The sequence below is a fragment of the Holdemania filiformis genome, from assembly GCF_003459085.1.
In the GTDB taxonomy this organism is placed as follows: domain Bacteria; phylum Bacillota_I; class Bacilli_A; order Erysipelotrichales; family Erysipelotrichaceae; genus Holdemania; species Holdemania filiformis.
Genome location: NZ_QRUP01000019.1, coordinates 66,398 through 73,116 on the forward strand (window position 1 = coordinate 66,398; position 6,719 = coordinate 73,116).

Consider the following 6,719-nt stretch of genomic DNA (forward strand, 5'->3'; position numbering starts at 1 on the left):
TTGCTCCCTGATGTCTTTCCATATTCGCTAACCCCCGGCAAAGCTGTCCTGTGATTGGACTGGGATCCGTTTTGTATTCCGGATAGCCTACGTGGTTCCTGCGCCGCGTCAGATATCAGTCCCGGCAGCGAATCGGGAACTGGACTTCCGTCAGCCAGTTTTCTTCAGAATCCTGATTCCAGATTCCGTCGATATAGCTCTCCCGCGGTTCACCGATGATTTCCGCGTGATTGTCCTCGATCCACTGCATCAAAGCGGCGTAGACCTCGCTGAAGCCTTCATATCCGCCCTTGAACAACGCGCAGGCGGCTTCCACAGCCGGCTCCTTGCGGAATGTAACGTCGTCGAAGTCAGGCTTCAAGGTTTCGACAGCCTGGCAGATTTCGGCGTGGATATTCTTTTCGCGGTATTCGCCATCCAGTTCTTTCACGAAACAATATTCCGGCTGCGTGCATTTCAGATCCGGATACTGACGGGCGACCTTGGCCCCGGTGACGGGGATTTCGCTCAGCAGATCGCCATATTCAGGCAAATTGACCTTCCGGGCCATGACGATGCATTCCGGTAATTCTTTGACGATGACATTGATTTTCATAATACCCTCCTTTGCGCCTGTCGTTAAGACGCGCTCGATGCGGCGAAGCTGACGCTGCATGGAATCGAGATCGGCGCCGAGCTGTTCGCGGCGCTGCTTCAGGGCATCAGTTTCACTGAGCTCCTTACGCAGAATTCTGCCGATTGTTTCCACGCTGAGTCCCAGCTGCCGCCATTGTTGAATCTGAACCAACGCGATCAGCTGATCCGTGGAATACCAGCGGTATCCGTTCTCCGTGTCGATCTGCTTCGGCCGCAGCAGACCGATCGCGTCGTAGTACCGCAGGGTTTTAACCGTCGTCTTGCCCATCTTTGAAAAATCTCCAATTTTCAGCATCTTGTTTCCTCCTCCGCAAACCAAGCATAGGCCCTCCCTTAACGGGAGAGTCAAGCGTTTCCGCAGCGAATTTTTATTATTTTCCATCTTATCATGAAATTCCACATTTTTTACGCTTTTTGATGATCATTCCGGTTGACAGAGTTAACTGTAATATTTATGATTACAGTATCAAAAGAACATTTCGTTCTTTCGGAGGATCCTATGTCATCATTCTTTTCCCGCTTCATGAGTAAAACCACAGAGAAAAAGCCAGTTAAGCTGACCCCCGCTCAGGCCCAACAGAAAATGACGAACGAACCGGTCACGATCATCGACGTGCGCCGTCCTGACGAGTTTGCCGAGGGTCATATTCCCGGAGCGGTCAATCTGCCCAACGAAACGATCAGTCATTCCGCACTGGCTGCGCTTCCCGATGAGGATGCCGTCCTGTTGGTGTACTGCCGTTCAGGCCACCGCAGCGCGCAGGCCGTGGCGAAATTAGTCCGGCTTGGCTACAAACAGGTGTATGATTTCGGCGGGCTGCTTCAATGGCCATACGAAATCACAAAGGAGGATCAGGCATGACAAGCGAGCTGACCGTCGCCATTCACGCCGCGGTGTATCTGGCGCATAAAAACGCACCGCAGTCCAGCGACGAACTGGCGGTCAACATCTGCACTCATCCCGTCCGCGTCCGCAAGATTATGGCTGCCTTATGCCGGGCCGGGATCGCGGTATCGCAGGAAGGCAGCGAGGGCGGCTATCGTTTATGCCGCTCCCCGCAGGCCATCACGCTGCGTCAGATTGCCGAAGCGCTGAATGTTGCGCTTGTGGAAAGCAAATGGCAAAGCGGCGATCCGGAAATGAGTTGTCTGGTCGCCTCCGGCATGGCCCGGGAAATGGATAAAATCTACCGCTCGTTAAACGAACAATGTCTGGAAAGTCTGGACCGGCTGACGCTGTGGGATCTGCTTCAGGATCTGTTTATCTCGCAGCCGGAAAACATCATCATGAAAAAAAGGAGGAACTCATTCATGAAAACCTACGATAATCTGATCATCGGCTTCGGCAAAGGCGGAAAAACGCTGGCTGCCAGCCTGGCGAAAGCCGGCCAGCGCACAGCATTAATTGAGAAATCACCGCTGATGTATGGCGGAACGTGCATCAACGTCGCCTGCCTGCCGACAAAGTCTTTGGAAAACAGCGCCCGTCAGTCTGCGATTCAGGGCGGCGATGACGCGGCCCGCCAGCAGCACTTCCGCCAGGCGATCGAGGAAAAACGCCGCCTGACCGCAATGCTGCGGAAAAAGAATTATGATAAGCTCGCAGCGGCCGGCGTCGAGATTATTGACGGCGAAGCTTCGTTTGCGGACGATCATCATGTCCGCGTGCAAATGAAAGAAGGCGAGGAACTCCTGGAAGCCCGGCGGATTTTCATCAACACCGGCGCGAAGCCGTTTGTTCCGGACATTCCCGGATTAAGCCAAAGTCAGCGGGTCTATCTCAGCGAAAGCCTGATGGAGCTTCAGACGCTGCCGCAGCGGCTTGTCATCCTGGGCGGCGGTTATATCGGCTTGGAATTCGCTTCGATGTTTGCCAATTTCGGATCCCAGGTCACAATCCTGCAGCCCAATCAGCGTTTCCTGCCGCGCGAGGATCTTGAGATCGCGGACGCCGTGGAAGCGAGTCTGGCCCGCCGGGGCGTGCAATTAATGCGCAATACGGCATTGGTTGAAGTTCGGGATGAAGCGACGGAAACCGTCCTGAGCTTAAAGCAGAACGAGGCGGAGGCCGAACTGCGTTGCGATGCTTTACTCGTCGCGACCGGCCGGCGGCCGCAGTTGGACAACCTGCATCCGGAAGCGGCGGGAATCGCATTAACTTCCCGCGGGGCAATCGCCGTCGATGAACAGCTGAAAACCTCCGTCGATCATATCTGGGCAATGGGCGACGTCACCGGCGGTCTGCAATTCACCTATATCTCACTGGATGATTCCCGGATTGTCCGCGATGCTTTGAATTCCGGGCCGCGCACAACCGCCAACCGCGGCGCGGTCCCATACAGCGTCTTCATCGATCCGCCGTTCTCCCGCGTGGGTTTGAGTGAAGAAGAAGCACGTCAGGCCGGCTACGCCGTCAAGATCGCCAAGATCCCGGCCGCTGCCATCCCGAAGGCACAGGTTCTGCGGAAAACCGACGGCTTGTTAAAAGCGGTGATCGATGCAAAGACCGATCAAATTCTCGGCGCGCACTTCTTCTGCGAAGAATCGCATGAAATGATCAACCTGATCAAGCTGGCAATGGACGCCAACCTGCCGTACACCGTCCTGCGCGATAATATTTACACCCATCCGACGATGAGCGAAGGCCTGAACGACCTGTTCGCCGCCGGCGTCAACGTCTAATCCCTTTCTCTTCTCCACAATAAAACGCTGGCCTCAGCCGGCGTTTTATTCTTTCTTGATTGCTATGCTTCCTTTAGCTTTTTATTGCTGCTTGTTTTATCTATGCCAAATGTTATTTCCATCAACTCGGCAGCAATCTCTTTACTCTGTACACGCATTAGGTTATCATCAAGATCTTCTTTAGCTAAAAAATTCATACTTCCGTACCAAACTATTTCCTGATCAAGAATCGTATAACGTTCACAGTATTCTTCAACAAGCTTCATTTCAAAACCAGACCGTCTCATTTTTTCCTGTAGTTCCATCCAACGTCCGCTATCTCCATAATTATAAAAATCAGGTGCGTACGTCACCACAATAACTCTTATTCCCATTTCTTGCTTTTCTTTCAAAAAAGATATCATTTCATTCACTTTAGATGCGCTTAATACAGGGCTGGAAATAATAATTTCTTTATTCACTTCCAGTAAATCTCGTTTATAGATTGCTGCATAATTATCTACATCATAGATCGCTTGAGCTGTCTGTTTCGATTGTGTTATTCCTAAGCAAATTTCATAGCCAATTTGTTTATAGGCTTTTAAACGTTTACTATACATTCGATCAAACATCGGTATATGAAAGTCAATGTAATCATAAATAATAACACTATCTTTTCCTTCATAATCACGATTTAATCTGCCTGCATACTGTTCGACTACTCCACTTCCCGCGACCGGTGTCGCCATAAATAAAGTATCAAGCCGAGGAAAATCAAATCCCTCGCCAATTAACTTGCCGGTTGCGACTAAAATCATCGTTTCATTTGGAGGTACTGAATTCATTTTCGCTAAAATTAACCGATGTTCTTTTTTAGAGTTTACGCCCGTAAGCAAAAAGACGTTGTCTGCAAATTCTCGCACTTTATTATAAAGCCGCTGCGATTGATCTTTATACTTCGATAAGATAACGGGAGTCCGCTTATTCTCTATGCATTTCTTAATATCGTTTAAAATAAGTTCCTCACGCACTTCATTATTACGTATAATCTCGTAAGCCTCATTAGGATGCATTTTTCCATTATCTATTTTAGAAGTAACTACTTTTGTAAAACGTGGATAAACCAAATGTGCTATTCCCTGATCTTTAGCTCTTTCCTTCGAAGTATATTGATAACGGATTGGTCCAATCATCATATAGTTGATTTTTTCTAAACCATCACCACGCATCGGCGTTGCGGTAACTCCATATATAAACCTAGCCCTGATGTAGTTTAAAATGTTGACGATTGTATCTGAAGCGGCATGATGACATTCATCTAATATGATCATTCCATATTCTTTTAAACGCGGATGAAACTCTCCTTTCCTAAATAAAGAACCAACCATAGCAATATCGATAATTCCTGTCGATGTATCATAGTTTCCTTGAATTTTTCCGATTAAGTTTGATCTTTTCTTCTTTCTACCCGTTGGTGTTTCATATTCGGGCAAAGCTTCATCTATCGTCAAGAAATGACTTAAAGCCTTATTCCATTGTTCGATCAATGCTGAAGACTGCAAAAGAATCAAAGTATTCACTTTTTTCTCGGCTATAAACTTACTGCAAACCACTGTTTTACCGAAAGCAGTCGCAGCACTTAAAATACCACAATCCTCCTGCATCATTTTTTCTACGGCAGGAATTTGTTGTTTTCTTAATTTTCCGCAAAATTCTACCTTTATGCTGTGTCCTTGGCAACGCTCATCTGAGATCTCATATGCAATTCCCTTCTCTGTACATTTTTTCTTTATTTCATCTAATAAGCCTCTTGGAATTCTAATATATCCATTTTCATCACTTCCAAGATAAATAACTCTGGAATTCGCATAATTAGATAAACCAATAGCCTGATTTTTATAAAATTCAGGATTTCCAAACGCTGCAAGTCTTCTGATTTGGTTTTGGATTCTCGGTTTGAGATTATCTGTTTTTATATAAATAGCGTCAGCCAGCGTAATATTTAATTTCCCATCAATGTCCTCATTGTGAAACTGACTGCTTCTTTCCCATGGTTTTTCATCAGTTTGATGATCTGAATATAGATACATGCTGCTTTGCCAATCTTTTATATATTTTTCTATTTGTTCCTCAGATATTTTTCTCTTACTGAATAGTATTTTCCATTGATCAGGATAAACATTCCAATTTTCATCGACAAATGCACTATTGCCTTCCTTCAAAGCTTTCCATTGTAATGGTAGAGCTATTAAATTACCTAGTCCGCCGTTTGGCAAATGATCCTGCATTGGCAACAGCCGATCATAATAACGAAAAGATTTTAGATTTACAGACTCAGAACCCTTTTGTAAAAGCAAATAACCAAATTTTCTCGCTAAAAATGCGGGAATTGCTTTTTGAAAAAATATCCATACATGCGCCCCATTGCCTGAACTTGAACGCTCAATTAACGCGTCAATATCATTTTGCTTACAAATATCCAGTAAAACGTTGACTTCTTCCTGCCATAATACATCAACTTTATTTGTCTTACCATCGGTTTCAGTATGATTATCAAAATCAAATACAATAAAACGACAAGTATCATTCTCAAGCAGTGGATAAATCCCAATTCCCTCAGAATTATTTCCTTCGCCTCCCTGAAGATGTTGAATTACTTGTTTTTTATCTAGTTTTTTCCATTTTCGATAAGAGCATTCCTGACAAGGAATCTTTTTTTCTGATTTTTTAGGACAAAAATCTTTCCAGAAATTCTCGCATTGTGGATAAAATCCTGCTCTCCCTGTTTTTTTATTGATTACCTTTTTACTGTAAACATCTGTCCTTCCCCAGAACATTGCAAAAAAGCGATTTGCTAAATCATCAGTAATTTTAAAGTGCTGATTTAATACGATTTCACTCGAAATACCTTCATCCGTTTTTAAAGTACTCTCAGATAATTGAAAATAAGAAATTCCAGCTTTATCAAGTAATGATTTCAAATATTTATTTTCTTTTTCGAGTTGCTTGATTTTGACTTCCATCGCTGTTCGATCATAATTATCCATTTCAATTCTCTCCTTTTTAGCAAGTACACATTCCGACATCCATCAATGAACACACCTTACCAGCTCTAATTCGCTTAGGATTCCTGATTCCTCATATAAATTTTAACTCTTTAAGGCGAGAGCATACTTCCTTAAATGTGTACATATTGTACTATTTTTTATATCTTTTTGGTGTGTTTTTCAAACAAATCATACCAGGAAAGAAATTGGATAACCAGTTTAGAATAACTCATTTACCACTTATCACTTTCTTATTTTCTATACTTTGTTTGGAATAAATAAATCCTGTTAATAATTTCTGCTTACTCTGTTCTTTCTTTATAAATCGGGTAGGAAGCTAAGGAAGCCAATTCTTCCTTAGCTTAGCTCCTCCCA

General features: G+C 44.7%; 4 protein-coding genes. 2 read left to right on the forward strand and 2 right to left on the reverse strand.

Annotated elements, in window-relative coordinates:
• Window positions 1-115: 115 nt before the first annotated feature.
• A complete protein-coding gene (locus tag DWY25_RS13715) occupies window positions 116-931 on the reverse strand; it encodes a MerR family transcriptional regulator (protein ID WP_181981830.1) in 816 nt (271 codons plus the stop codon).
• 204 nt (window positions 932-1,135) lie between these two features.
• Here DWY25_RS13715 and DWY25_RS13720 point away from each other — a divergent pair, with 204 nt between their 5' ends.
• Together DWY25_RS13720 and DWY25_RS13725 are read left to right on the forward strand one after the other, a co-directional pair.
• Entirely contained in the window at window positions 1,136-1,498 is a 363-nt protein-coding gene (locus DWY25_RS13720) for a rhodanese-like domain-containing protein (protein ID WP_244925985.1), read from the forward strand.
• A complete protein-coding gene (locus DWY25_RS13725) occupies window positions 1,495-3,318 on the forward strand; it encodes an FAD-dependent oxidoreductase (protein WP_181981831.1) in 1,824 nt (607 codons plus the stop codon). Before DWY25_RS13720 ends, DWY25_RS13725 begins: the two co-directional genes overlap by 4 nt.
• Window positions 3,319-3,380: 62 nt before the next feature.
• Here the strand turns inward: DWY25_RS13725 and DWY25_RS13730 are convergent, their stop codons facing one another.
• Window positions 3,381-6,344, reverse strand: a complete 2,964-nt coding sequence (locus tag DWY25_RS13730) for a TOTE conflict system archaeo-eukaryotic primase domain-containing protein (RefSeq protein ID WP_117895711.1) — start codon at window positions 6,342-6,344, stop codon at window positions 3,381-3,383.
• Between the last annotated feature and the right edge of the window lie 375 nt (window positions 6,345-6,719).

Bases quoted from the DNA above. Each gene is read 5' to 3' on its own strand.
- DWY25_RS13715 (WP_181981830.1), bottom strand. From the start codon at position 931: ATGCTGAAAATTGGAGATTTTTCAAAGATGGGCAAGACGACGGTTAAA.
- DWY25_RS13720 (WP_244925985.1), top strand. From the start codon at position 1,136: ATGTCATCATTCTTTTCCCGCTTCATGAGTAAAACCACAGAGAAAAAG.
- DWY25_RS13725 (WP_181981831.1), top strand. From the start codon at position 1,495: ATGACAAGCGAGCTGACCGTCGCCATTCACGCCGCGGTGTATCTGGCG.
- DWY25_RS13730 (WP_117895711.1), bottom strand. From the start codon at position 6,344: ATGGATAATTATGATCGAACAGCGATGGAAGTCAAAATCAAGCAACTC.